Below are 25,105 nucleotides of genomic sequence, written 5' to 3'. Positions count from 1 at the left end.
CGCGTCGGAATGACGTGTCTTTAGTGTGAACCGCTCACTAAATCCTTAGAAGCTCTGCGTGCCGCCGACTTTGCCGTGGCATTGTTTGACCTTTAGGCCAGAACCACACGGACAAGGCGCATTGCGTGATATGCCGTCAAGCGCGCCTTCGGGCAATGTGCCTGTGCCAGAGCCCACAGCGGGGGCCGCGGCCGCGGCGGCGGTGACCATATCCATGGGGCTACGGGCGCTACTACGCCGGGTAGCGCTTGAGCCAGTACTTGAAGCAGTACTGGGTGCAGGTGCTTGAGCTTGCGCTTGGCGTTCCATTTCCTGCATCAACACATTGGTCATCGCCTTGGTCACGCCTTCGCGTAGATCAGTCAGCAGATTATCAAACAAGGTGAAGGCCTCTGACTTATACTCATTTAGCGGATCACGCTGGCCATAGGCGCGCATACCGATAACGGATTTCAGCGCGTCAAGCTGTTGCAAGTGTTCTCGCCAGTTCAAATCGATAACTTGCAAGAGGATATCTTTCTCTACACGGTGCATCGCGTCTTCGGGAATATTTTTGGTCAGTTCCGCAAACATCAAATCAGAGCTTTTGATCAAACGCTCACGCATCTCCTCATCGGCGATACCTTCTTCGGCGGCCCATTCATCAAAAGGCACAGACATGCGCAAAAGCTCGCCTGTGCGCGCCTCTAGACCTTTGATATCCCACTGTTCAGCATAGGCCTTTTTCGGGACGTGTTTTTCAATCAACTCTTCACAAAGCTGGTGACGGAAATCTTCAATGACGTCTGAGACATCGTCATCGGTCATAAATTCCATGCGCTGATCAAAGATCGTTTTGCGCTGGTCATTCATAACGTCATCATATTTCAGAAGGTTTTTACGAATATCAAAGTTCCGGGTTTCCACACGGACTTGCGCGCGCTCGACCGCTTTGGTCATAAAGCGGTTGGTCAGGTTTTCACCTTCTTCCCAGCCCAGCTTGCTCATCATCGCTTTGAGGCGGTCACCACCAAAGATGCGCATCAGGTCATCTTCGGTTGAGAGGTAAAACTTTGAGCGCCCCGGATCGCCTTGGCGGCCCGTACGACCGCGCAATTGGTTATCAATGCGGCGGCTCTCGTGACGTTCTGTGCCGAGGACATAAAGCCCGCCAGCGTTAAGCGCCTCTTCGCGCAGCACCGCAATTTCGGCTTTGATACGGGCGGTTTGCGCTTCGCGTTCGGCCTCTGTTGCGGTCTCTGGAATTTCCTGCTCGACGCGCATTTCAAAATTACCGCCAAGCTGAATATCGGTACCACGGCCCGCCATATTGGTGGCGATTGTGACTGCACCCGGCACACCCGCAAGCGCGACAATGGCGGCTTCTTCTTCGTGGAAACGCGCATTGAGGACTTTGTGCTCAATATTACGCTCAACCAGGATGCGGGCCAATGCTTCGGATTTTTCAATAGAGACAGTACCGACCAAAACGGGTTGGCCTTTTTTCTTACATTCGATAATCTCGTCAATGATGATGTTGAACTTCTCGCGTTCTGTGCGGTAAATCTCGTCTTGGTCATCAATCCGCTGAATGGGGCGGTTAGTGGGAATGACCAGCACTTCAAGCTTATAGATGTCAAAAAATTCAGACGCTTCGGTTTCCGCTGTACCCGTCATGCCAGACAGTTTTTCATAAAGACGGAAATAGTTTTGTAACGTGATAGAGGCCAGCGTCTGGTTCTCTGGTTTAATTTCAACGCCCTCTTTGGCTTCAATCGCTTGGTGCAGGCCTTCGGATAGGCGGCGGCCATCCATCATGCGGCCTGTAAACTCATCAATCAGAACAACTTCACCGTCTTTGACAATATAATCTTTGTCTTGCACGAAAAGCTTATGGGCTTTGAGGGCTTGGTTGATGTGGTGCACAACTGTGACGTTTTCCACGTCATAAAGGCTTTCACCTTCGAGCATACCCAGGCCGCGTAAGATGGCTTCAATCTGCTCGTTACCTTTTTCATTAAAGGTCGCTGTGCGGGCTTTTTCGTCGACATCATAACCGTCCTCTGTGATGTCAGGGATGATAGTGTTGATGCGTTGGTAAAAGTCTGATTTATCATCTGTCGGACCGGAAATAATCAGCGGCGTACGGGCTTCATCAATCAAAATTGAGTCGATCTCGTCGATGATGGTATAGACATGGCCACGCTGGCTCATCTCCTCAAGGCTATATTTCATATTATCGCGCAGATAATCAAAGCCGTATTCATTATTCGTACCGTAGGTAATATCGCACGCATAGGCGGCTTTGCGCTGATTACCGTAAGGGTCGTGATTATTGATACAATCGACCGTTAGGCCAAGGAAATTATAAATCTGACCCATCCATTCAGAGTCGCGCTTGGCCAGATAATCATTGACGGTCACAATATGTACACCGCGCCCAGTTAGTCCGTTAAGATAAGCCGCAAGGGTCGAGACAAGTGTTTTACCTTCGCCTGTGCGCATTTCTGCAATTTCGCCGCGGTGGAGTGTGATACCGCCAATAAGCTGCACGTCATAATGGCGTTGACCCAGCGTGCGTTTGGCGGCTTCGCGAACCGTGGCGAACGCCTCGGGCAGCATATCATCAAGGCTCTCTCCGCCGTCAAAACGCGTGCGAAACTCGACTGTTTTTGCTTTTAGCTGCTCATCGGTGAGGCTAACAAAATCTGGCTCTAGCGCGTTAATTTTGTCAACAATGGGCTGTAGCTTTTTCAGTTTCCGGTCGTTTTCTGTCCCGAAAAGCTTCTTCGCGATGTTCAACATCAAGACACTCCTATGCCTGGCATCTTATAGGGTCCCGCCAGATTATGCTTTGGGGTGACTTAGGGACGGTTATCGCCTAAGTCAATGTAAGCGCATGTTACAATTCAGGCCAATTGGCCCGTTTTGGCCGAATGGAGTTAAAATGCCTGTAAACAATCTCTTTTTTCGCCGTTTTTTGCTGCTGTGTCTTCTATCGGTGACGGTTTTTCTTGCGGCCTGTCATGACAAGACTTTGGTCGATAATAAAAGCGCAATGGGGACCTCTGTAGTACGGTTGGGCGATACAGCTGTGGCCAATGTGGACGGCACAACAATCTATCTTAGCGATGTGGAACGGGCGGCCACGGCGCAAAAACTCATTGAGACGGGTGCGGGGCTAAAGCCTGGTGATGCGGTGTTTCAACAAATGTTGGACGAATTAATCGATCAACGGCTTATGGCTCTGGCGGCGCTGCGGCAGTCGCTTGACCAAAGCGACGAGGCGCAGCGGCGGCTGGCGGTCTCGCGCGAGCGTATTTTGTCGTCAATTCTGGTCGAGCAGCATCTGCAAAAAACCGTGAATGAGGAGACAATCAAGAAGATGTTTGAAGCCCAAGCCGCTTTGCGGGAACGGGGTGATGAAATTCGCGCGCGACATATTCTGGTCGAAACCGAGGAGGAGATCAAAGCTGCTGCTACGCGTCTTGCCGCAGGAGAGCCCTTTGGTGCAGTGGCCACAGAGCTGTCCATTGACCGTGCCAGTCGCGAAAATGCAGGCGATTTGGGTTATTTCACCGCCGATATGCTAACCAAAGATTTCACGCGTGTCGCGTTTTCAACCCCAACAGAGACAATATCTGCGCCGTTTGAAACGGAATTTGGCTGGCATATCGTCGAAGTCCTTGACCGCCGCGACGGACGCCAACCGACATTTGAGCAAATGCGCGGCGAGATTGTCAATTTTATGACTTATGACGAAATACAAAAACTCGTGAAAGATTTGCGCGACAAAGGCGATGTGTCGTTATTATTTGGTCAAGCTATTGTCGATAAGGACACGCCAGTGGACATGTCTGAAGAGGACGCGTCTGAAAATATCCCACAAGAAGAAGAGCAAACCCCTGATGAGTAAATATAAGCCTTCGCCTTTTGCCCCTTTACATTTTCCCGATATGCCAAAGATTGACGGCTTCACTATGGCTACGGCCGAGGCTGGCGTGCGCTATAAAGGGCGCACGGATTTATGGGTGATGGTCGGCCAAGCGGGAACGCAAGTCGCCGGTGTCTTCACCCAAAACCTCTGCCCCGGTGCGCCTGTGGATTGGTCACGCAAGGCGCTATCGGTTGACACAAAAGGCCCGCGTGTTGTGGTGGTCAATTCTGGCACGGCCAATGTTTTTGCGGGTCAAAAATCGGTAGATGCCGTGGTCGAGACCGCTCAAGGCATTGCGGATATTTTTGGTGCCGCGCGTGACGGTGTCTTGCTATCCTCCACGGGTGTCATTGGCGAAGCCTTGGACGCCTCAAAGCTCACAGCGCAGTTCTCCGCGATGAAAGCCAGCTTGTCAGCGGAGGGCTGGGCCGATGCGGCGCGTGCGATAATGACGACAGATACCTATGCTAAAGGCGCAACTGACAGCGCCGTAATTGATGGGGTGCGCGTGCAAATTAACGGCATCGCCAAGGGCTCTGGTATGATTGCGCCTGATATGGCGACCATGCTGGCCTATGTCGCGACCGACGCCAATATCAACGACAGCGTTTTACAAGTCCTGCTCTCTGACCAAGTCGGCAGCACCTTTAATGCCATTACGGTTGATAGCGACACATCCACATCAGATACGCTTTTGCTGCTGGCCAGTTGTGCGGCGGATCATAGACTGATTACAGATGTGAATGATCCGCGTCTTGATGACTTCAAAGCCGCACTTCACCGTGTTTTATTTAATTTGGCGATGCAAATCATCAAAGACGGCGAAGGGATTTCCAAATTTATTCGCGTCACAATATCTGGGGCCGTCAGCGATAAAAGCGCCAAGAAAATCGGCATGAGCATTGCGAACTCTCCGCTGGTGAAAACCGCTGTGGCGGGGCAAGACGCCAATTGGGGCCGCATCATTATGGCTGTCGGCAAAGCGGGGGAGCCGGCGGAACGTGATAAGCTGACGGTTCATATCGGCCCGCATTTGCTCGCGCAGCATGGTCAACCTGCGCCGCATTATACAGAGGCCGACGGGGCGGCTTATATGAAAAATGCCGAGATTGATATCCGTGTCGATTTGGGACTGGGCGACGGTCAGTCTGTTGTTTACGGCTGTGATTTGACCCATCAATATATCGATATTAACGCGGATTACCGCAGCTAGAGCTAAGATTAAGACGCGCTTAACCATAACGGCTGAGGGAAAATTAAGACATGTCACTTAATAAACCGTTGTTGCTTGTTGCGGCCTGTGCTCTGATTGATGCAGATGGGCGGGTCTTAATGAGCCAGCGACCGAGCGGGAAAGACCATGCAGGGATGTGGGAATTTCCGGGCGGAAAACTGGAGACGGGGGAGGCACCAGAAGACGCGGTCGTACGCGAGCTTTATGAAGAACTAGGGATAGAGCCGTGCTTGCGCTGCTTGCAACCCTTTGGATTTTCTTCATTCGCTTATGATGATTTTAATCTTTTGATGCCACTTTATCTGTGTCGACAATGGGATGGGTTTTTACGTCCCACAGAAGGCCAAAAGGTGAAATGGGTGTTCCCAGATCGTCTGACGGAATTAAACTTGGTGCCAGCGGATGTTGAACTGGCACGGGAATTAAGGGATCGTTTGCCTTCGGGCCGACGCTTTACGGATTGAGATGAACGCGATGCGCAAACTTTTAAACGATTATGCCCGTGACACATCTGGCGCAACGGCCATTGAATATGGTCTGATTGCCGCCCTTATCGGTGTCGGTATTATCGGCTCTATCCGTCTTTTGGGCGGCGGTACAGGCGGTATGTGGACCAAAATTTCCAATAAAGTCGGCGATGAAATGTAAAGCGCAATCGGGCGTTTAAATTTTAATCTCTTTCGCGCCCAGCGCATCTGACAACCGCATTTTAGCAGACCCTGGCTTTAACGGTTTTTGCTGGCTGTCATGCGGGGCCCACCCGGTCATCCATAAAATCTCAAAACTCGCCGTTATCTTTCCAGCCTCATTAGAAAACTGCGCGCGGTAAGCCGCCTCCAGGGCTTTAAGAAAGTCTCGGCTAAGGTGTCGTCTATCCCGTGCCACCGCCACATTGCTATCCCCGCTATCGCGAATATCACCAATCAGCGTGCTGAGCGCGCCGTAATTGACGGTAAAGCGGTCAGTGTCGACCACGGGCAGGGCATAGCCTGTGCGTTGGAGTAATTGTGCAGCTTGGGAAAAATCGATCATGGGGAAAATACGCGGGCTCATCCCGCCTAAACGCTCCGCCTCGACGCTGTAAAATACCGTGCGCAACTCACGCAAGCTATCACCCCCAAACAGGCTCGCCATCATCAAACCGTCCGCCTTGAGGATATGACGCATATTCAAAAGCGCGCCTGGCAAATCATTGACACTATGCAGCGATAACACTGAAATAATCAGGTCGTATTTTGGACCGTCAATCGGTAAGCCGTCATCAGGGGCGCCTATATCAAGGCCGAAATCCGCTGCATCATCGGGGTCAATATCATAGGCCTGTACGACCGTTGTTGGGTGCTTATCCGTTGGCAGCAGTTCGCGAAGCTGGGGCCAGAAATCAGGCGGGCCAATGATCAACGCACGCTCAAATCGACGGTTTATATCCTGCATACGGTCTGCGGCGTCTTCTGCGCAGCGCGGAATAAAAAAGGCGGGCTTGTCCGATTTTACGGCACGTCTGACGGCCCGTGCACGCCTGATACGGCGCAGCTCCGCGTCAAAGACATGCGGAGCCGTCTTTTGGGGGGTCGGTGTGCCTGATTGCGGGCTGGATGGTTCCGAAGCTGTCATAGCGCGTTTATGGAAGAGCTATGGGTGAAAAGAAAGCGGGCAATTTACCACGGACAAAAATAGAGCCACTGGCGACGTTCAAGACGCCTATGTTTAAATCCTGGCCGCGCATGAAGGCTGTCCCTCTAACAGCCACAACTCTGAAATCAATTGGGGGGCGGGTTATCGATACGATTTTACCGCCTATGGGGCTTTTCCCAGGGCTTGATCCACAACTCGGTTGGGCGGATGTCACCTTTATTGATGATCCTTGCTGCGCAGCCTGTGGCTTTCCTTTTGAATTTGATATGGGCGATGATGCGCTTTGTGGACGCTGCACGTCTAAGCGCCCGCGCTATAGGTCTGCCCGTTCGGCCTTTGCTTATAATGATGCCAGCCGCTCTGTCGTGCTGGCGTTTAAACATGGCGGCCGCACAGAGGCGCTATCGATGTTTGCGCGCCAAATGCGCCGCGCGGGGCGCGACGGATTATCTAAGGCGGACGTTATTATCCCCGTGCCGCTGCATTATTCACGGCTGACGCAACGGCGCTATAATCAATCGGCGATACTGGCGGGCGCGATTGCCAAGCTTTGCCGACTGCCTGTTGATACCCACAGCCTCACCCGTGCTCGCGCCACAAAGACCCAGGGCGGGCTGTCCTATTCAGGGCGCCGACGTAATGTGCGCGGGGCCTTTCGGCTCAGCCCCAAGGCCAGCGTAGGCGGTAAAACGGTTGTTTTGATTGATGATGTTTTTACCACCGGGGCGACGCTAGAGGCTTGCACACAATGTCTTTATAAGGGCGGGGCAAAATCAGTTCACGCGCTGACGCTGGCGCGGGTTGTCAAAGGGGCCGCTCTGCCTACATAGTATATGTAATTTTACATATCTATGCGCGGAGACCCCAGTGGCTAAAATCGAAATTTATACTAAATTCATGTGCCCCTATTGCAGCCGGGCCAAAGCCCTTTTTGATAAAAAGGGCGCGTCATATATCGACATCCCCGCCGCAATGGACAAAGCCAAACGCGCGGAAATGAACGAACGGGCCAATGGTGGGAACACCTTTCCGCAGATTTTCATCGACGGCAAACATATTGGCGGCTGTGATGATCTGATGGCATTAGAGGCCCGCGGCGGGCTTGATCCTTTGTTGGCGGGCTAGCTGCTTTGCGCGTCGCGGCTATACAAATGTGTTCTGGCGTCAGTGTTACCGATAACGTGGCACAGGCCGAGCGCCTTATTCGCGCGGCAGTCGCTGATGGGGCGACATGTGTCGCGACCCCAGAGATGACGCATCTGTTGCAGCGCTCACCAAAGCGTTTGTTCGCGACCATCACGACCGAGGATAAGGATGTCGGGTTAAAGCGGTTTAGAGCCTTAGCGGATGAGCTTAATATTCACATCCTCATTGGGTCACTGGCCGTCCTTGGGGAAAATGACAAAGCGATGAACCGGTCATTTCTCATTGGCCCTTCTGGCGATATTCTCGCGCGTTATGATAAAATCCACCTCTTTGATGTGACGCTTTCACGGGCAGAAACCTACAAAGAAAGCAATGTCTATAACGGCGGAACGCAGGCCGTTACGGCCATGGTGAACGACGCAAAGCTTGGATTATCAATTTGCTATGACGTGCGCTTTGCGGCGCTTTACCGCGCTTATGGTCAAGCAGGCGCGCAGGTCATCACCGTGCCGGCGGCTTTTACTGTGCCGACGGGTCAGGCCCATTGGGAAACCATGCTACGCGCGCGCGCGATTGAAACAGGCAGCTTTATCATCGCCCCCGCCCAAGGCGGCAACCATGAAGACGGACGGTCGACGTGGGGCCACAGTATGATTATCGGGCCGTGGGGGGATGTGCGCGCGGTAATCGATAACGACGCGCCAGGCTATATCTGCGCGGATATTGATCTGGACGATGTATCGGACGCTCGCCGCAAAGTGCCTGCTTGGCAGCATGAGCCAGATTTCGGCGTGAATAATCTATGATCCGCTACGCGCTTATCTGTGACCATGACCACAGTTTTGAGGCGTGGTTTGGGTCTATTAAAGACTATGATGAGCAAGCCGCGCGCGGCGATGTTATCTGCCCCTATTGCCAAACGACCAAAGTTGAAAAAGCGATTATGGCCCCCAATATCTCTACGGCGCGCAGAAAAGAAGCGGTGGTCGAGCAACAGGCGCTGGCGAAAAGAAAAGCAACCGCCATGATGAATGAGGCGGCGCAAACGATCCGCAAAGAGATTGAAGAAACTTGCGACTATGTGGGTGACCGCTTCACGGATGAGGCGCTATCCATGCATTACGGCGAAAAAGACGAACGCCCCATATACGGTGAAGCGACCCCCGACCAAGCCAAGACTTTGGTCGAGGAAGGCGTCGGTATTGCGCCGCTGCCAGATGTACTGACGCCAAAACCCAAAGAAAAACTGAATTGACGCGGTTATGACGGACACCACCTATGCCGCGCGCATCGACACAGCGCTTGCGTCTATCCGAAAGGTTACCTCTGATACGGCTGATGTTGGGCTTGTCCTCGGCTCTGGTCTGGGGGATGTAGCAGAGTCTGTCGAGGGGACGGCCATAGACTATAGCGCCATTGACAGTTTTCCGCGCGCCACCGCCCCCACACATAAAGGCATAATGCATATTGGGTCGTGGCAGGGCGCGCGTGTCTGTGCTCTGCAAGGCCGCTTTCATTTATATGAAGGCCATAGTCCCGCTGATATTGGGTTTCCGATTGACGTCATGCACGCGCTCGGCGTCAAAACCCTGATAGTGACCAATATTACGGGCAGTCTTAATCCTGCGCTCAAGACAGGTGATATTGTCGGCATTAACGACCATATATTTCTGTCAGCTATGGTCGGGCATAGCCCCCTTGTCGGGCGGGAACAAACGCAGACTCGCTCGACCTTTGTCCCGATGAGCCGCGTCTATGATGCTGATTTGCTGACCCTTGCCGATACCGCCCACGGTTCACCTTTGCCGCGCGCCGTTTACGGCTGTGTGGGTGGCCCGCAATTTGAAACCCCTGCAGAAGGGCGGATGCTAAGGGCGCTCGGTGCGGATATTGTCGGTATGTCCAGCCTTTATGAAGTGGTCATGGCGCGTTATTACGGCATGCGCGTTTTGGGACTTAGCTTGGTTGTTAATCCCGTCATCACCGACCCTGATAATCAAAGCGATATATCAGAAGCGGAAATTTGGAAGACAGTGCAAGACGGTCAGCCCCGCATGAGTGCGCTTTTACACAGCATCATTGCGGGTCTTGTTTAAGCCGCGATTTTAAGGGCGTCTTGGGTTCGGGACGGCATAATCACGACATTATCACCGCCGAGGTCTATCACGGCACAGCCTTGGGCTATGCCGTCGGCAATGGCGCTCATAATCCTATCGACTGTTGCAAATGGCCCTAAGATTTGCAGCAAGCGGTCCTGCGCGTCGTGATGGGGTAGGGCGGCAAAGGCTTTGACTTGGTCAAGGCTGAGGCGTTCGTTGAAAAAAGCTTGCTTTAAAACAGGGCTCAGCCGCGATACTGACAAAACATCGCTGATCGTTTGTCCAGGCAAGAACAGTGTTTGCGCAATCGCGGCGATACTAAGGCCTTTAGATTTTAACGTCGTGACGTGAGAGTAAAGATCGCGAGCGGATAAAAGGCTGATAACAGGCGCGGCAGCGGCTGCGTTTAAAACATAGGGAATCGTCTCTAAATCCCGCGGCAAAGCTTTTTGAAAGCGCAAGCGACGCAGTGCAGCGAGACGTAGTCGACCATCAATGACAATAAGCCGCCCATTATGACGCGATACCAGCAGCGGCGATAACAAACCGTGACGTTGGATCGAACGTGCCATCGCTTTCACCTCGGTCAGCTTTTGTCCAAATAACACATGGGGCGTTGTGCTACGAAATTGTGAGAGCGGCGCGCGCATGATGGTCTGCGTCGTTACTATAGAGTGGGTCATAATTATCACCTTTCTCCTAGGCCGTGTTGGGGGAGGCATAGGACTGCTTATAACCCAATCTATAACGCCCCCATTATGACCGCATACTGACAGAGGCGTTAAAAGGTCTTCATCATGGTTAACAATTTTTTAACGTCAAATCAGTGGGTTAGAGGGCATATAAGCATTTTAGATGGACGGCTTTAATTTGCTGCAAGTCAAAAATATAAGTTTCGGTCTGCCCAAGTCTAAAATTTGTGCTATGGTTGGATATAACTCAAAAAAAGGATATTTTATGCAAATCCAAATCGTCTCTAAAAATCTCGACGTGTCACCCGCCCTTAATGCCCGTATCAACGAACGATTTGACGAAATGATGGACAAGTATATCCACCGAGAGGGCGAGGCCCATGTCTCGGTCAGCCGCGAAGGCACAGGATTTCGAACGGTGTGCTCGGTGCATTTACCGTCGGGTGCGACGATGGAATCCACCGGAAATGCGCAAGAAGCTTATGCGGCCACGGACGAGGCGCTAGAGCATATGGAAAAGCGTCTTCGCCGTTATAAGCGCCGCTTAAAAGACCACCAAGCCCAAAGCAAAGCCGAAGCCAAAGCGAGTGCGATGTCTATGTTTGTGTTGGAAAATCCGATTACAGATGATGACCTGGACAGTGATGACGGCGAAATTGGCGGCCCGAGTGAACCCATGATTATTTCCGAGCAATCCCGTCCTGTACGCACGATGACGCCGGGCATGGCGGCACTCGAACTCGGTCTTGCTGATAATGGCGTCGTGATTTTTAATAATGCCAAGCATGGCCGTATTAATGTCGTATTCAAACGCCCCGATGGCAATATCGGCTGGATTGATCCCAAAGATTAAGTTTGCGGCGCGGTCGCTGTTTAAGACCATTTGTCCACAGCGGGGTGATTGACCCGAGAGGATAATATCGTTACCACGCGTGAAAAATGGGCTAATCATAAGGCTCAGACCTACGTGCCTTTGAGGCCGCTTCGCTGACTGACTTTGGATGATACGATGAGTCTTGACAATTATCTGACACAGGACGGCGTGATGCTTGACATCGCGCCAACATCTAAAAAGCAGCTGTTTCAATTTATGGCAGAGCGTTTGGTGAAACTCCCCGCGGTGGCGGATAAAGATATGTCCGCGCGCGATGTCGTCCACGCCATAATGGACCGTGAACGCCTTGGCTCCACCGGCGTTGGGTCTGGCGTGGCGCTGCCCCATGCGCGCCTTGATAATATCGATACAGTCCACGCTGTCTTTGCGCGGTTGGAAACACCGATTGATTACGAATCAATTGATGATATTCCCGTTGACCTTGTGGTGTTGCTCGTGGCGCCAAAGGATGCAGGCGGGGCGCATTTGCGGGCTTTGGCGCAGTTCTCGCGCCGCCTTCGCCGCGAAGATATGCGGGCGCGCTTACGTGCTGCGCCCGATTTATCCAGCGTCTTTGTGTCGATTAATACTCAAGCGAGCGCCGCTTAAACTGCCGCCTTTGGCGCAAGCACAGCCTTGCCGCGCGCCATATACTCTGTCATATCACGGGCATGAAACTCACCGCTAATAGCCGTTATTTTGACCGTGAATTATCATGGTTGTTTTTTAACAGCCGCGTTTTGCAAGAAGCCCGCAATGCCTCTGTGCCGTTAATGGAACGCGTCCGGTTTTTATCTATATCTGCGTCTAATTTGGATGAATTTTACATGGTGCGTGTGGCAGGTCTGCGCACGCAAGTATTGGCTGGGATGGAGACACCTGGCGTCAGCGGTTATACGCCTGTGCGGCAATTGCAAAAAATTGCCAAGCGCGCGCGTAAGATTAAGTCTGAACAAGACCGCTGCTGGAGATCGCTTAAAAAGCTGTTGCATAAACAAAATGTCACGGTCAGCACCGTCGCGGAACTTAGTGAAGAAAAGCGGGCTGTGCTGGATGATATCTATGCGACGTCAATTTTGCCGCTGCTCTCGCCGATTGCCGTTGATCCTGCCCATCCTTTTCCGTTTATTCCCAATCTTGGCTTTGGTATGGCCTTGTCCTTAAAACGGCGGGGTAATGATGAACCGCTATCGGCGTTGATCCCGATACCCTCTCATGTGCCGCGCTTTGTCTGTCTATCAGACAGCCGCAAGGGCGCGGATTATGTCATGATTGAGGACGTGCTGGCCCATTACGCGCCCGCTTTATTTCCTGATTTCGATCTGCTGGATTGCGGAGAGTTTCGCGTTACCCGCGATAGTGATATCGCCATTGACGAAGAAGCCGAAGACCTTGTCCGCCATTTTGAGTTTTTGCTCAAGAAGCGCCGCCGTGGCCGGGTTATTCGCCTCGAAGTGGCTCATGATCTTTCGCCGGAGCTAAAAGACTTTCTGATTGAGAGCTTTGAATGCTGGGACGAAGCGGTCATGGAAAGTGAAACCATCATTGGCATGACGGACCTCTCGCAAATCATAAGCTCTCGCGATCCGTCGCTTTTATTTCCGCCCTTCACCGCACGGTTTCCTGAACGTATCCGCGAACATGACGGCAATTGTTTTAACGCTATTGCGGCCAAAGATATCCTCGTCCACCACCCCTATGAGGAATTTGACGTGGTCGTGCAGTTCTTGGAACAAGCCGCCTTTGACCCGGATGTTGTCGCGATAAAGCAAACTCTTTACCGGACATCAGACAATAGCCCCATTGTCAAAGCGTTGATTGCGGCTGCAGAACGCGGCATAGCGGTCACCGCGCTGGTCGAGCTTAAAGCCCGCTTTGACGAGGAAACCAACCTGCGGTGGGCGCGGGATTTGGAACGCGCAGGCGCCCATGTGGTTTACGGATTTATCGATTATAAAACCCATGCCAAAGTCTCTTTAGTGCTGCGTAAAGAAGCGGCGGGCCTTCGCGCCTATACGCATTTGGGTACGGGTAATTACCATGTTGCCAATGCCAAGATTTATACAGATTTGGCCTTGTTTACGGCAGATCCCGTTATGGGGTCTGATGTCGGAAAATTATTTAATTATGTCACCAGCTACTCTCGGCCGCGCGACCTTGAAAAACTATCCATCGCTCCGCTCTCTTTGCGTGAAACCTTGGTTAGCCGCATAGACACAGAGATTGCCAATGCCAAAGCGGGTGTGCCCGCCGCGATTTGGATAAAGCTTAACGCCCTTGTGGATACTGATATGATCGACAAGCTTTATGAGGCGTCTAATGCGGGTGTGCAGATTGATTTGGTCGTGCGCGGTATTTGTTGTCTGCGTCCCGGGGTCGAAGGTATGTCAGAAAACATTCGCGTTAAATCGATTGTGGGACGGTTTTTAGAACATTCGCGTATCATGTGTTTTGGCCATGGCGGCTTGTTACCCAATGCCGACGCGCTGATTTATTTTAGCTCTGCCGACTGGATGCCGCGAAACTTAAACCGCCGCGTTGAAACGCTTATTCCCGTGGATGACCCGACTGTGCGGCGTCAAATCATGAACCAGATCATGACGGCGAATTTAAATGACACGACCAATAGCTGGGATTTACAGGCTTCGGGTCAATATTTACGCCGCAAAGTTGAGGCTGAAGATGCTTTTAGTGCGCATCACTATTTTATGAAAAATCCGTCCCTGTCAGGGCGCGGTCGCGCGCTTGAATATTCCGCGCCGCAAGACCTAAGCCAAACAAAACCCGCACCAATTAAAAAAAGCGCAAAAAAAGACGCGTCTAACGCTGATGCAAAAACGGACAACGCTTAAATGGTGGCCCGCGACACCCACGCTAAATCTGGCCGTATTGGTGTTTTGGATATTGGGTCTAATTCCATTCGCTTAGTGATTTACGATATTTTTGGTGCCGCTTTCACGCCAATTTATAATGAAAAAGTGCTTGCAGGGTTAGGGCGGTCTTTGCGTGAAACGGGGCGATTAAACCCCCACGGCAAAGGCCAAGCCCGCCAAGCGTTGATGCGGTTTAAACGCATTGCCGATGCGCAAAATGTTGATCGCTTGATGATTGGCGCAACGGCGGCCTTGCGTGAAGCCAAAGACGCAAGCGCCTTTCTGGCTCAAATAAAGGCGGATACGGGACTTACGATTGAACCCATATCAGGGCCAGAAGAAGCGCGTATTTCCGCGCTTGGTCTGCTGGCGGCCATGCCAAAGGCGGACGGCATTGCTGCGGATTTGGGCGGGGCCAGTCTGGAGCTTATTCGTGTTGGGGGCGGACAGCCCGGGGCAGGGCTAAGCCTGCCCATTGGGCCGTTTCAGATGCTGGGCCATGATTTGCGCGAGACAGAATTTAATCCAAAAACCCTTCGCGCAGCCATCACGACGGCTTTATCCAATAGTGATTTTAACGCGCTTAATCCGAAAGGCGAGACGCTTTATCTGATTGGTGGGGCGTGGCGCAATCTGGCTGCGATACACCAAGACCGCACAGATTATCCGTTGCGCACATTACAAAGTTACCGCCTGTCGACCAAGGAGGCGCGCTCGCTCTCCCGTTGGGCTTTTGGTCCTGGGCGAGAGGATGTGATGCGCTGGCCCGATATTTCGAGCAAGCGGTCTGAAACCCTGCCTTATGGGGCGCTACTGCTGGATGTGATGATAGATATTATGCAGCCGTCAAAGATTATCATATCTGCCACAGGGCTGCGCGAGGGCTTGATTTACAGCGCCATAACGCCTGCGCAGCGTGCACGCGATGCCTTGCATGACGGTTGTCAGGATTTGGCCAAAGGCAATTTATCGGCCGAAGGATTTGCGGCACCGCTTTGTGACTTTCTTCGCGCCGCATCCGCGTCTTTTCCGCGTCATTTCGAAGCTGACATGGAAGAGCGCGTCCGATATGCGGCGTGCTTGCTCGTCGGTATTGGAAAGGGCCGTCATCCGACCTACCGTGCGGAGCTAGTCTTTGAAGAAATTTTATACGCGCCGATTGCAGGGCTTAGCCATGAGCTTCGCGCTTATCTTGCGCTAATATTATTCCGGTCCTTTACCAATCAATCGCGCACACCCAATGAAGCCGCTATCAAGGCGTTGCTCAGTCCAGCGGCGCGCCGCGCAGCGACGATATACGGTTTAGCGATACGGTTGGCCGTCGTGGCTAGCGGACGTTCCGCCGATTTACTCCCCGCTTTCACCCTGACAGTAGAGGATAATAAAGCGGCATTATCAGTCAGAGGTGATGCGAAAATGCTGCAGACCGCGCGGGTCAATCACCGGGTGACGAAATTAAATGCCGCGCTTAAGTCCAAGACCGCAGGCTGGCGCGTATCATCTTTATAAGATAAATTTTTATTGATAAACAATAATTATTATGATATTGCCACGCTTAATGCTTTAACAAGTGCCACGTGACGACCTTTTGGAGAAACGCTATGCGGACTAGATTTTTTAAGACTTCATCGGTGTTGGTTCTCGGGGCGGCACTGAGCCTATTTGTGCCGAGCCTTACAACGCCAAGCTATGCGCAGACCGTTAATCCACAAATGAGTGCCGGGGTTATGATTAATGGCTACACGCCAAAGGCTAAACCCACGCCGTTAGCTCAATTTGCCCCACAGGCCTTCACCTCTCGCACGCGTTTGGATTATTCAGTGTTGGACGAAGCCCTCGATAATTCCGTGCTGCGTTTTGGGGCGTCGACACGCCGTTATCTTGGCAAGCCCCAAGGGGCGACAGGCACGCGCTTTATTCGGGGGCACCGCTCAGCCTACCGCCTAGAAGGGAGCCGCGTCAGCTTCTCATTCCTTGGTGATGAATATCGTCAAGCCATCATTGATTACCGCGCCGACCTTGAACGAATTGGTAACCAAATCAATTTGGTCAATATGTCCCGGGATGAGCAATTGGCCTTCTGGTTGAACCTTCACAATGTGAAATTGATAGAACAGATTGCGCTGCAATATCCTGTGCGCCGCCCGTCTAGAATGACTGTTAATGGTGTGCCGCTACATGATGCAAAGCTATTGAATATCAAAGGCACGCCCCTATCGCTACGCGATATTCGGGAGCGTATCGTCTTTCCCAATTGGACAAATCCAGAAACTATCTATGGGTTCTTTTACGGCGATATCGGCTCACCGGGTCTGCAGGATTACGCTTATAAAGCCAGCAATGTAAACGCTGTACTGTCGTTGCAAGCCAGCGAGTTTGTTAATTCCTTGCGCGGCTTTAACGAAACCAGCGGAGCGCGCGAAGTCTCGCGTTTATACGCGGAGGCACAGCCGTTCTATTTCCCAAATTGGGAGCGTGATTTAGACGCGCATTTGATGAAACATGCAGCAGAAGAAGTCCGCGTTGAACTGGCCTCTGGCAAGCCGTTCAAAATTGACCGTTATGACGACGTTATTGCTGATCTTATGGGGGGTGACCGTCCGCGTATTGCGACGGGTGACGTCCGTGACTTGGATAGCGGCACACCGCTTGATTCCATGCAACTGCCTAATGAAGTACAGCGTCTCATCCGTGAGCTGTCGCAAAAACGTGAAGTGCTGCGGCGTCGCGGGTTACTATCAAGCGGCACCGTAGTTATCGAGGATATTGAGACGCCAAGCGTTCAAGCCTTTGATCCAAATGTTGACCCGGCGAGCGATACCTACGTTCCGCCTAACCAATAAGGTCTGGCCAGAATATTTAACGTAAACGCCTCTGACTTTAAACGCCTCTGACTTTAATCGGGGGCGTTTTTCTTTGCCGCATCATCAATCGCTTGCGCTTTCTCTTCGGCTTCTTTGTCTGCGGCTTCTTTTTTTGCGGCTTCTTTCTCCTCAAACTCTTTGATCAGTTGTGATCCCACGGCAATGGTCGAGCCTGTGGTGATGGTGCTGCCGCTAATCTGACTGCCCGCCATAGGGGTTGTTTCCCCGCGTGGACGGGACGGCTTTTGTACTGGTAAATCAGGCAGGGGTTGGCTGATGCTGCGGCGCGGGGCTTGGACGGGGCGGTCATCAAGCCCGATCCGCCAAAGCGCGCCAAAGCGGTCTGCCATAATCAGGCCGTTCGCTGTCGGTAAGAGCGCCCCTGGCTGCCCCCACAGGCTTTGATTGCGTGCATTGTAAAATCCGTCGGCGAAAACCTCCACTGATGCTGCGGGTGCGCCGAATTCAGAGGCGAGCGTCAGAATAGAAAACCCGCCCCGCGCTGTGTTTGACTGTCCCGTGCTAAGATAGATGCGCCCGCGTAAGGCCTCTGGCCAATCGCTAGGAAAGCTGTCTTTAGATCCAAAAGTCAGCCCTGTGATAGGCGCGCCACTGATAATCGGAAAAGCCAAATCACCAGCCATGATGGGAATAAGCTGCGTGCCGACTCCGGCCCAAATCTGCCCTGATGTTTGAACGGCGAGTGTTGATAGCGGCGCGTCATCAATCTGCTTGACCAAGCTCGCTATGCCTGTCTGTGGGTCTATGCTGATAAGACGGCTATGGCGTTTTTCGGCGGTGGTAAATGACAGGCCAATAATGATGTTGTTATTGGACAGCGCGAGCGGGCGAGGGGCGGCGTCTGCACCGCTGGCTGATAAGGGTGCAAGTTTTGATTTTGTCCTTGTCTTAATATCCACCGCCCAAATGGCGACGCGATCCGCGATATAAAGTGTCTCATTGTTATAAGCTAAACCAGACGGCCTATCAAAACCGCTGGCAAAAAGCTGCCGCCCGTCCAGTCGCCCGTCACGACCACGGTCACCCAGGGCAAAGATACGCCCTGTGGCTTGGTCCGCTGTATAGACCGTACCGTCATCATCGACCGCTATCGCGGCAATATCACCCAAGGATGTTGCAATAGTTTTAGCATAGAGCCCAGGCAGCGTAGCGACGGTCTGACCGAAGCCTTTGGGCGAGCTGCGGAAATTTTGCGGGCTTACCTCTGTCTGCGTTTTTGCACGCGGCAGCGTGTCGCCCGGCGCGGCAAAGGCCAGCTGAGCGCTGAGGGACGTCATAACCAAAAGTATTAAGCCGAATCGCATAACCCTTTGTGACTGACTGCGCGCCAAAGACGAAGTAAAAATCACAGTTTTGCACGGAGCACCACCATCCGTGCCAAATTAACGCATCAACTTTCACCCCCTTGTCATAGCTCTGTCATTCTGATTATCTACACATAGAGTGAATCAGATGCAGGAGTGTTGTCTTCAGGGACCAGCGCAATATACAGAGCCAAATCCATAGCGCTTCCGCATGTCAGGGGGGAACGGCTCTATGGGATTAATTGCGTCAACATCCGCGATAGGCCAAGCAGAGCTGCCCCAAGATTTACAGCCTGTGACAGCGGGCAATTATCCCTGCCTTATCCTGAACGCAGATTATCAACCTTTATCATATTTTCCGCTATCACTGTGGTCATGGCAGGACGCTGTGAAGGCCGTGTTTCTTGACCGCGTGAATGTGGTTGATGATTACGCGCAGACGGTTCGCGCGGCCAACTTTGAAATGCTACTGCCTAGTGTTGTGGCGTTAAAAGACTATGTGCCGCAAAACCGTGCGCCTGCCTTCACGCGCTTTAATCTGTTTTTACGTGACGGGTTTGAATGTATGTATTGCGGCGACGCTGATGATTTAACCTTTGATCACCTGATCCCGCGGCGTTTGGGGGGTAAGACCAGTTGGACGAACATCGTCGCGGCCTGTTCCAAATGCAATCTGCGCAAGGGCGGCCGTTTGGCAAAAGACGCCAGCATGTATCCGCGTGTCAAACCTGTGCAACCCACCATGCATCAATTGCAAGTACAAGGTCGGCGTTTTCCGCCCAATCATTTACATGAAAGTTGGCTTGACTATCTCTACTGGGACGTAGAACTTAAAGCCTAACCTTAAAAGGACAGTTATGACCCGCGTTCACCCCTACGCTATTATCCTTGGGCCGATTATCGGCATCATGGTTTTCTTTGTTATGCGTCACCCGCCCTTTGCTTTATTCATTGGTGTTTTGGCGACCTTTGGCTTGGATTATTTTTTCAAAGGCCGGGACCAGAAGAAAATTAATAAAAACGATAAAAGTGAATAGACGCGCTCTCATATGCGCCAGTCTGGTAGCGCTTATCGCCAGCTGCGCCCCAGCCCCTAAAAGTGACACCCCTGTTATTGGCGCTAAAGCTGCGCCGTCGGTCTATTACCTTGTCCGTCACGCAGAAAAAGACCTAAGCGAGACGGCCAATAAAAAGGACCCCGTGCTGACGCCGGCTGGCAAGGACCGCGCTAAAGCTTTGTCCAAGCGTCTGTCAAAATTATCCATCGACGGTATTTACTCCACCGATTATGCCCGTACCCGCGACACAGCCATGCCGCTATCCCGCGCGACCAATGTGCCATTGACATTATATGACGCGAGTGATCTGGCCAGCTTTGCTGCGCAGATGAAAGACAAAAACGGCACATTCGTTATTGTCGGTCATTCTAATACGACACCGCAATTGGCGGAGCTTTTAGGCGGGGAGGCGGGGGAGCCGATTGTCGAGATGGGCGAAAATGACCGCCTTTATATCTTGCGCGAGGGTGAGCGCGGGACAATAGATACGACGATTTCGCGTTACGGTAAGCCGTCAAAATATTGACCCCAATGTTCGTGGCCTTAAGCTTTATGCTTAATAAATCCCAAAGAGCGACTTAATCATATTTTCAGCAAGACCGTGTATCAAAACGGTGTCAGAGGGTCGCATGCGTCGCTTTGGCATCGGCAAAGCGCGATTGCGGTTTGACGACCAGAATAGGGAGCGTTAGTTTGCGGCATGTCTGATGATACGCCACTTCCCAACGCCGCGCCCGGCAAAACACTTAGCCCTGCTGCAAAGCGGGCGTTACGTGAAGCTGCCGCGCGTAAAGCGAAAGCTGCCGAGACGGCGGCTGAGCACACCTCTGATCGTCCCCGTGAAACCGCTGGGCCTAAAGGGGAAGAGCCCACGCGCTTTGGTGATTGGGAACGCGGCGGTATTGCTTATGATTTCTAGGGTAACCTAGGGCGGGCACGGCGCACTCTTCCATAATGAATTTACCGGGTAACCGGACTTAAAGGCGGTGGTGACCGTCCAACGTGGGAGAACGCAAAATGCGTCATTTTGGTAAAGCAGCCCTAATGCTGGGTGGTTTGGGTTTAACATTTGCGGCAACGCCAGCCTTAGCGGGTGGATGTGGGTATGGTGCCGGATTGCAAAATTGCGATAGCGGCACAGTTGTCAATGTGAACGGTGCGCCGTCTTTTGGCCCGATGACCGTCAATATTGAACAACCCATGGGCCATTTGCGCACAGTTGAGTATACGCGCTCGCCCAATGTGTCCATCACGCGGGTTCACGGTATGGGGCCAAGCGCCTCTCTTGCCGATGCGCCGTCTGGATTTACGGGTGGCTGTCACCCGACATCAACAACCTATTGCCGATCTGATGCGGGCACACCCGTTAATGTGCAGTTAAACACACCGCAAATCGCAGCCCCTTTCGTGCCGCAATTCCAAGCCCCTGTCATGGCCACGCCGCAATACCGTGCGCCTATGGTCAGCGCGCCGTTGCCCGCACCGCGTATCATTGCCATTGGCGGTGGTTATGATCCGTCCAAATTTGCGCCGCGCGTTTATGGTGATAACACCATCACGCCGGGCATTGTCCATGCGCCGACATCTTTTATTGACCGCGATCCAACACGGGCCGCCGCTGCGCTGAGCCGTTCAGGCGTGTCTTATGGCAGCCAGTCTTATAGCAGCCAGTCTTATGGTAGCCAGTTTGGTGGCGGGCAGTCTTACAGTAGCCAGTCTTTTGGCTCTATGACACTTAATGCGGCGCCTCAAGGCGCAGGTTTGGGAGGGCGTCAAATCGGTAGCGTGGTCAATTATGTGCAAACACAGGCCGCCAGCCCTGCACCCGCCAATGCTATGGGCGGTGTTGATGCCTCTGGAGGGTATTGGGAAAAAGTGTCTGGTGTGACCCGTTTCGGTGATACTATTGCGACGCAAGTTATTTGTCGCCGCCAAGCACCGCAGCCGACTGTGCAGCGCATTGTGCGCCCCGTGATCGGCGTTCCGACACCTGTGCCAACGCCAGTGCCTTATACAGTGAACGTGCCTGCACATTGTGCGCCTGGCTTTGTGCCTCAACAGCGCGGCCATAATGCGCGCTACGGCTCTCAAAAGGCGCCGCATGTGCCAATCTCTCGTCATTTGACGAACGGCCGCTGGACGTATTAAGCGCTACAAAATATTGACTGAGGAGCCAGAGTCTTAGGACTCTGGCTTTTTGCATTCTGCGTTTCTGATTCGCGCCAGAGGTGTAATCGCTTGTTTTGGCCTGTGTTTTGCAGTGACTGTGCAACAAACCAAACAAGAGGTGGGTCATGTCCTATTCCCGTACAGTTACAATCGCCGCGCTGCTCGGCGCATCAGCCTTAATCTCGGCCCCTGCTTTTGCGGGATGTCAGTCCACGTGCAACAGCAATAGTGGCCACAGCCATGCGGGTTATTCCAGCAGTGCCCACAGCCATAACCAAGGTGCACCACTATCAACATGGACTGCTAGCTCTAGCTATGTCGCGCCGTCTTCATACACGTCGGGTTCAACATACACGTCTGGCTCAACATATAGTGCAAGCTCTAGCTATTCTGGATCCACCTCTTATGGGTCCATGCCTAGCAATTGCCCATCCGGCACAACGGCGCAATCAGACGGTACATGCCTTGATACATCAGGTCGCTACAGCACGACCTCATCTTACAGCACATCACCCAGCTATTCTTCGTCAAGCTATTCTGCACCGTCTTATTCTGGGCCGTCTTATTCTGGTGGCACAGTAACGATGTATGGTAATTCATCATCATCAACGTCCAGCACTGCGAATTACGGGTCCGGCTCTATTTCGCAAAGTTATACTTTAAACGACACAACCGTTGTGCCGTTCACAGGCAGCACCTCTATTCTTGGTCTCGGCAGCAATGAGCAATTAGTGCCAACAAATTGCCCCGTTAGCGTTCATAATCCAGAAGGCGGCAAAGTGCTTGGCTGTTACGCTGTTGCCAAACCAGCCCCTGTTTACAGAGCGGCACCTGTGGTGAATTACACACGTGTGGTGCGGCCTATCATCTATGTCCGTTACCCCGTTCCAACGCCAGTACCGTATATTCAGGACGTCTATGTCGGCGGTGGCTGTGGGGCTTACTCTCGCTACGGCGCTGGTTATCCTGGCGGCTGTGGCTGGTAGCCACTCAGTGCTCCCCACACAATAGGGAACAAGAAAATTCAAATACATAGGCCCGTCTTTATGGCGGGCTTTTTTGTGAGCATATAGCCTGGCATCACATCACTGACATCACACCACCCCAAGAAAAAGCCCCCGCCGAAGCGAGGGCTGTTCTATTTTGTGTCTCTAGCCTACTGACACGACCGTTGTTGACAGGCCCCTACTGACAGGCAAGACACTCGTCATAATCCGTTGGTGCGGCGGCTTGCATGGCTTTTTCAACCTCGCTTAATTCTGCCTTTTCATCGGCGCCTGCGAAAGATGCGCGCTGCACAGATTTAGAGCGGCAATAATAAAGCGACTTCACGCCTTTTTCCCACGCTTGCCAATGCAACATGTGGAGGTCCCATTTATCAACATCGCCGGGGATGAAAATATTCAGTGACTGCGCTTGGCAAATATAAGGCGCACGGTCAGCGGCATGTTCAATCACCCAGCGCTGATCAATCTCAAACGCTGTTTTAAACGTGTCTTTCTCAAATTCATCAAGCTCGTCCATCCACTGCACAGAGCCTTCATTTTCGAGAATTTTCGTCCAGACTTTTTCGCTATTGAGGCCCTTAGCTTCCAAGACTTCCTCTAAGTGCTTGTTACGCACTGTGAACGATCCTGACAGTGTTTTATGGGTATAGATATTGGCCGGGATAGGCTCAATTCCCGCAGAGGTACCGCCGCAGATAATAGAAATGGACGCTGTCGGGGCAACCGCCATTTTATGCGAGAACCGCTCCATGACGCCCGCATCCGCCGCGTCAGGGCACGCCCCGCGTTCTTCGGCCAATGTCTTGGACGCCGCATCCGCGCCTTTGCGGATATGCTTGAAGATTTTATTGTTAAAGGATTTCGCCATGGCGCTCTCAAAGGGGATACCTTTGGCTTGCAACATGGAATGAAAACCCATCAAGCCAAGCCCAACAGAGCGTTCGCGCGCCGCAGAATATTTCGCGTCAGCCATTGCGTCTGGCGCGCGGTCAATGAAATCTTGCAAGACATTATCAAGAAAACGCATGATGTCTTCAATGAAGGTTTCATCATCTTTCCACTCGTCATATTTCTCGGCATTGATCGATGACAGGCAGCAAACGGCCGTGCGCTGACGGCCGTATTTATCAAGGCCTGTGGGCAGCATGATTTCAGCACAAAGGTTTGATTGTTGGACCTTTAGACCCGCATCGCGTTGGTGCTTAGCCAGTGCATTATTCACAGTATCAGAGAACACCATATAAGGCTCGCCCGTTTGCAGGCGCATCTCTAGGATTTTCTGCCACAATTTACGCGCGTCAACGCGCTTGATTTCTTCGCCTGTGTGGGGGCTAATCAGGCCAAAATCTGTGCCGTCACGCACGGCAACCATAAAGTCGTCTGTGATGTTTAGGCCGTGGTGCAGGTTCAAAGACTTGCGGTTGAAATCACCAGAGGGTTTGCGGATTTCGAGGAACTCTTCGATTTCTGGGTGGTGAATATCAAGATAGACCGCTGCAGAGCCGCGGCGCAGAGAGCCTTGGGAAATGGCGAGGGTCAAGCTGTCCATCACGCGGATGAACGGGATGATGCCCGATGTGTGACCCGCACGGCCAATGCGTTCACCGATAGAGCGCACGTTACCCCAATAGGTGCCAATGCCACCGCCATTGGAGGCTAGCCAGACATTTTCGTTCCACGCATGAACAATCGAATCAAGGCTGTCATCAACGGCATTCAGAAAACACGAAATTGGTAGACCGCGATTGGCGCCACCGTTGGACAGAACGGGTGTCGCCGGCATGAACCAGAGGCGTGACATATAATCATAAAGACGTTGGGCATGGGCGCTATCGTCGCAATAGGCCTCTGACACGCGCGCAAACATGTCTTGATAAACTTCTTCGGGCAAGAGGTAACGGTCAACCAATGTGCGCTTACCAAAGTCAGTCAACAGGGTATCACGTGTACGGTCCTGGCGAACCGTGACGTCAACCTCTTTAAAGGCGGCGATTTTCGCGGGCTTTCCCTTTTGCGGCGCAACATCAGCGGAGGATGTTTTATTGGCCGCATCGACAACAGCTTTAAGTGAGGCCGAGGCTGAGTTCGCTGTTGCGGTCTCATTTATCGTCGTGCCGTCATCCAGTTGTGATGTGAAATCTTCGCTGATGGCGTTGGCTGCGTTCTCTTCGGTCATTAAAACCCCCATTTGATGCGGACATGACCCAGTTTAT

General features: G+C 52.4%; 25 protein-coding genes. 20 read left to right on the top strand and 5 right to left on the bottom strand.

Annotation, left to right across the window (positions count from 1 at the left end):
* Positions 1–45: 45 nt before the first annotated feature.
* Positions 46–2,784: a preprotein translocase subunit SecA gene (secA, locus tag AB6B37_RS12610; protein WP_371396164.1), complete on the bottom strand. Its 2,739-nt coding sequence runs from the start codon at positions 2,782–2,784 to the stop codon at positions 46–48.
* 142 nt (positions 2,785–2,926) lie between these two features.
* Between secA and AB6B37_RS12605 the strand changes: the two genes are divergently transcribed.
* From AB6B37_RS12605 to AB6B37_RS12590, 4 genes are read left to right on the top strand one after another with little or no spacing between them, the layout of a single operon-like run.
* Positions 2,927–3,895, top strand: coding sequence for a peptidylprolyl isomerase (locus tag AB6B37_RS12605; RefSeq protein ID WP_371396163.1), 969 nt, complete (start codon positions 2,927–2,929; stop codon positions 3,893–3,895).
* The gene (gene argJ / locus AB6B37_RS12600; RefSeq protein WP_371396162.1) at positions 3,888–5,129 is read left to right on the top strand and encodes a bifunctional glutamate N-acetyltransferase/amino-acid acetyltransferase ArgJ; all 1,242 of its coding nucleotides are present in this window, start codon (positions 3,888–3,890) and stop codon (positions 5,127–5,129) included. The genes AB6B37_RS12605 and argJ overlap by 8 nt, the downstream gene beginning before the upstream one ends.
* Before the next feature lie 50 nt (positions 5,130–5,179).
* Positions 5,180–5,614 carry a (deoxy)nucleoside triphosphate pyrophosphohydrolase gene (locus tag AB6B37_RS12595; protein ID WP_371396161.1) on the top strand — a complete coding sequence of 145 codons (435 nt, stop codon included), beginning with the start codon at positions 5,180–5,182 and terminating at the stop codon, positions 5,612–5,614.
* A 10-nt stretch (positions 5,615–5,624) separates the two neighbouring features.
* A complete protein-coding gene (locus tag AB6B37_RS12590; RefSeq protein WP_371396160.1) occupies positions 5,625–5,798 on the top strand; it encodes a Flp family type IVb pilin in 174 nt (57 codons plus the stop codon).
* Between the two features lie 15 nt (positions 5,799–5,813).
* Here AB6B37_RS12590 and AB6B37_RS12585 read toward each other — a convergent pair whose 3' ends face one another.
* A complete protein-coding gene (locus AB6B37_RS12585; protein ID WP_371396159.1) occupies positions 5,814–6,764 on the bottom strand; it encodes a methyltransferase domain-containing protein in 951 nt (316 codons plus the stop codon).
* A gap of 20 nt (positions 6,765–6,784) precedes the next feature.
* Between AB6B37_RS12585 and AB6B37_RS12580 the strand changes: the two genes are divergently transcribed.
* From AB6B37_RS12580 to AB6B37_RS12560, 5 genes are read left to right on the top strand one after another with little or no spacing between them, the layout of a single operon-like run.
* The gene (locus tag AB6B37_RS12580) at positions 6,785–7,615 is read left to right on the top strand and encodes a ComF family protein (RefSeq protein WP_371396158.1); all 831 of its coding nucleotides are present in this window, start codon (positions 6,785–6,787) and stop codon (positions 7,613–7,615) included.
* Positions 7,616–7,652: 37 nt separating this feature from the next.
* The gene (grxC, locus tag AB6B37_RS12575) at positions 7,653–7,910 is read left to right on the top strand and encodes a glutaredoxin 3 (RefSeq protein ID WP_371396157.1); all 258 of its coding nucleotides are present in this window, start codon (positions 7,653–7,655) and stop codon (positions 7,908–7,910) included.
* 5 nt (positions 7,911–7,915) lie between these two features.
* Positions 7,916–8,737, top strand: coding sequence for a carbon-nitrogen hydrolase family protein (locus tag AB6B37_RS12570; protein WP_371396156.1), 822 nt, complete (start codon positions 7,916–7,918; stop codon positions 8,735–8,737).
* Positions 8,734–9,186 carry a DUF1178 family protein gene (locus AB6B37_RS12565; protein WP_371396155.1) on the top strand — a complete coding sequence of 151 codons (453 nt, stop codon included), beginning with the start codon at positions 8,734–8,736 and terminating at the stop codon, positions 9,184–9,186. The genes AB6B37_RS12570 and AB6B37_RS12565 overlap by 4 nt, the downstream gene beginning before the upstream one ends.
* A gap of 7 nt (positions 9,187–9,193) precedes the next feature.
* Entirely contained in the window at positions 9,194–10,027 is an 834-nt protein-coding gene (locus tag AB6B37_RS12560) for a purine-nucleoside phosphorylase (RefSeq protein ID WP_371396154.1), read from the top strand.
* On the opposite strand, the gene AB6B37_RS12555 is transcribed toward AB6B37_RS12560, so the two are convergent.
* Positions 10,024–10,713, bottom strand: coding sequence for a ParB/RepB/Spo0J family partition protein (locus AB6B37_RS12555; protein WP_371396153.1), 690 nt, complete (start codon positions 10,711–10,713; stop codon positions 10,024–10,026). The two genes, AB6B37_RS12560 and AB6B37_RS12555, sit on opposite strands and share 4 nt — an antisense overlap.
* Positions 10,714–10,987: 274 nt before the next feature.
* Between AB6B37_RS12555 and hpf the strand changes: the two genes are divergently transcribed.
* The 5 genes from hpf to AB6B37_RS12530 all read left to right on the top strand — a co-directional run bounded on the left by hpf (position 10,988) and on the right by AB6B37_RS12530 (position 17,312).
* Entirely contained in the window at positions 10,988–11,575 is a 588-nt protein-coding gene (gene hpf / locus AB6B37_RS12550) for a ribosome hibernation-promoting factor, HPF/YfiA family (RefSeq protein WP_371396152.1), read from the top strand.
* A gap of 156 nt (positions 11,576–11,731) precedes the next feature.
* The gene (locus tag AB6B37_RS12545; protein ID WP_371396151.1) at positions 11,732–12,205 is read left to right on the top strand and encodes a PTS sugar transporter subunit IIA; all 474 of its coding nucleotides are present in this window, start codon (positions 11,732–11,734) and stop codon (positions 12,203–12,205) included.
* A gap of 62 nt (positions 12,206–12,267) precedes the next feature.
* Positions 12,268–14,448, top strand: coding sequence for an RNA degradosome polyphosphate kinase (locus tag AB6B37_RS12540; RefSeq protein ID WP_371396150.1), 2,181 nt, complete (start codon positions 12,268–12,270; stop codon positions 14,446–14,448).
* Positions 14,449–15,978 carry a Ppx/GppA family phosphatase gene (locus tag AB6B37_RS12535; protein WP_371396149.1) on the top strand — a complete coding sequence of 510 codons (1,530 nt, stop codon included), beginning with the start codon at positions 14,449–14,451 and terminating at the stop codon, positions 15,976–15,978.
* A gap of 92 nt (positions 15,979–16,070) precedes the next feature.
* Positions 16,071–17,312, top strand: coding sequence for a DUF547 domain-containing protein (locus AB6B37_RS12530; RefSeq protein WP_371396148.1), 1,242 nt, complete (start codon positions 16,071–16,073; stop codon positions 17,310–17,312).
* A gap of 53 nt (positions 17,313–17,365) precedes the next feature.
* Here AB6B37_RS12530 and AB6B37_RS12525 read toward each other — a convergent pair whose 3' ends face one another.
* Positions 17,366–18,658, bottom strand: a complete 1,293-nt coding sequence (locus tag AB6B37_RS12525; RefSeq protein WP_371396147.1) for a hypothetical protein — start codon at positions 18,656–18,658, stop codon at positions 17,366–17,368.
* Positions 18,659–18,890: 232 nt separating this feature from the next.
* Here AB6B37_RS12525 and AB6B37_RS12520 point away from each other — a divergent pair, with 232 nt between their 5' ends.
* The 6 genes from AB6B37_RS12520 to AB6B37_RS12495 all read left to right on the top strand — a co-directional run bounded on the left by AB6B37_RS12520 (position 18,891) and on the right by AB6B37_RS12495 (position 22,871).
* A complete protein-coding gene (locus tag AB6B37_RS12520) occupies positions 18,891–19,499 on the top strand; it encodes an HNH endonuclease (RefSeq protein WP_371396146.1) in 609 nt (202 codons plus the stop codon).
* Between the two features lie 16 nt (positions 19,500–19,515).
* Positions 19,516–19,695, top strand: coding sequence for a hypothetical protein (locus tag AB6B37_RS12515; protein WP_371396145.1), 180 nt, complete (start codon positions 19,516–19,518; stop codon positions 19,693–19,695).
* Entirely contained in the window at positions 19,688–20,242 is a 555-nt protein-coding gene (locus AB6B37_RS12510; RefSeq protein ID WP_371396144.1) for a histidine phosphatase family protein, read from the top strand. The genes AB6B37_RS12515 and AB6B37_RS12510 overlap by 8 nt, the downstream gene beginning before the upstream one ends.
* 174 nt (positions 20,243–20,416) lie before the next feature.
* On the top strand, positions 20,417–20,635 hold the full coding sequence (locus AB6B37_RS12505) for a DUF1674 domain-containing protein (RefSeq protein ID WP_371396143.1): 219 nt from the start codon (positions 20,417–20,419) through the stop codon (positions 20,633–20,635).
* Positions 20,636–20,733: 98 nt separating this feature from the next.
* Positions 20,734–21,864, top strand: coding sequence for a hypothetical protein (locus AB6B37_RS12500; protein WP_371396142.1), 1,131 nt, complete (start codon positions 20,734–20,736; stop codon positions 21,862–21,864).
* Between the two features lie 146 nt (positions 21,865–22,010).
* Positions 22,011–22,871, top strand: coding sequence for a hypothetical protein (locus tag AB6B37_RS12495; RefSeq protein ID WP_371396141.1), 861 nt, complete (start codon positions 22,011–22,013; stop codon positions 22,869–22,871).
* A gap of 199 nt (positions 22,872–23,070) precedes the next feature.
* Here the strand turns inward: AB6B37_RS12495 and AB6B37_RS12490 are convergent, their stop codons facing one another.
* Positions 23,071–25,068 (bottom strand): ribonucleoside-diphosphate reductase subunit alpha, encoded by a 1,998-nt coding sequence (locus AB6B37_RS12490; protein WP_371396140.1) that lies wholly within the window; start codon positions 25,066–25,068, stop codon positions 23,071–23,073.
* Between the last annotated feature and the right edge of the window lie 37 nt (positions 25,069–25,105).

It is taken from the genome of Fretibacter rubidus, from assembly GCF_041429785.1.
GTDB classification, from domain to species: domain Bacteria; phylum Pseudomonadota; class Alphaproteobacteria; order Caulobacterales; family Maricaulaceae; genus Fretibacter; species Fretibacter rubidus.
The sequence above is the reverse complement of the archived record's forward strand: the minus strand, read 5'-3'. Positions and strand labels throughout refer to the sequence as shown.